Below are 1,268 nucleotides of genomic sequence, written 5' to 3' on the forward strand. Positions count from 1 at the left end.
GATCATGCGTGGACGGGTTGTTGTTCCGCCTGAAGTTTCAGCGCCAGAATGGTTGAGCGCAGTTCGGCCGGGCGGATGGGTTTTGACAGGATCGGTATCTGCGGATCGCCCACATCATCGCGCACACGGTTTTCATCATGACCGGTCACAACAATCGCCGGGATCTTGCGGCCATTGGCCCGGCGGATATAGGCAATGCAATCCGTCCCCGTGGTCTTGGCACCAAGGTCGAAGTCCGTGATGATGAAGTCGCAGGTCACATCCTTGCCTTCGGGAAGCGCATCCTCCTGTTGAACAATGCAGCCCCACTTTTCCAGAAGTATGCCGGTTGCCATGAGAATATTGACGTCGTCCTCCACCAAGAGCACGCGCAGGCCGTCCAGCAGGGAAGCAGGCTTGGCCCTGACGGCTTCAAGCGAGCGAACCGGCTCTGCGACCATGTCAAAGCCATCGATGACAACGGTGGTGCCCTGGTTCTCCACCGATCGCAGCGATACTTCGAGGCCCAGGAGGGTGGCAAGACGCTGGACAATCGACAGTCCAAGGCCAACCCCTTCCGTGTCCTTGTCGCCGCGTTCGCGCACCTGATAGAATTCCTCGAAAAGCCGTGGCAGATGTTGTGCGGCAATACCGGGGCCGCGATCATGCACCTCGATCGACAGCTTGCCATCGCGCACCCGGCATCCCAGCAGGACAGGGCCGCCCGGTGCATATTTCAATGCATTGGAAACAATGTTCTGGATCATGGTGGTCAGGAGGCTGGGATCGGTGCGCACGAACCTATGCGTTGCCACGACAGTCAAGGTCACACCTGCCCATTGGGCCGCTTGGGAATTCTGCTGTGCGATATCCTGCAGGATCTCACCAATGGCCACAGCTTCGGGCTGCGCCGATATCTTGCCACTGTCGAGGGTCGAGATGTCGAGGAGGGACTGGAACAGGCGTGAAACGCTTTGCAGTGACCGGTCGATATTGTTGACCATCTGCTGCTCTTCAACGCCCAGTCTGGCATCGCGCAGGCAGGCGATGAACAGACTGATGGCGTGGATGGGCTGGCGCAGATCATGGCTTGCCTGTGCCAGAAACCGCGACTTGGCAAGGTTGGCTTCCAGCGCTGCATTGTAGGCCTTGTGGACGCGCGTGAGCAGAATATAAACATAGGCTGGAACCAGAATGGCGGTCATCACAAGGGTGACGACAACATAGGGTTCACTGCGCCAGAAACTGTTGAAATAGGTGGTGGCTGCCAAGGCAACCAGCGCAACCGC

Annotated in this window: 1 protein-coding gene; it reads right to left on the reverse strand. The window is 58.3% G+C overall.

Translation table 11 applies throughout. The features are described 5' to 3' along the window. Window positions 1–2: 2 nt before the first annotated feature. The coding region (locus BLU05_RS25820) for a hybrid sensor histidine kinase/response regulator (protein WP_091886928.1) at window positions 3–1,268 on the reverse strand (1,266 nt) is incomplete at its 5' end.

Origin of the sequence: Phyllobacterium sp. OV277 (assembly GCF_900104355.1) — a bacterium.
GTDB lineage: Bacteria > Pseudomonadota > Alphaproteobacteria > Rhizobiales > Rhizobiaceae > Phyllobacterium.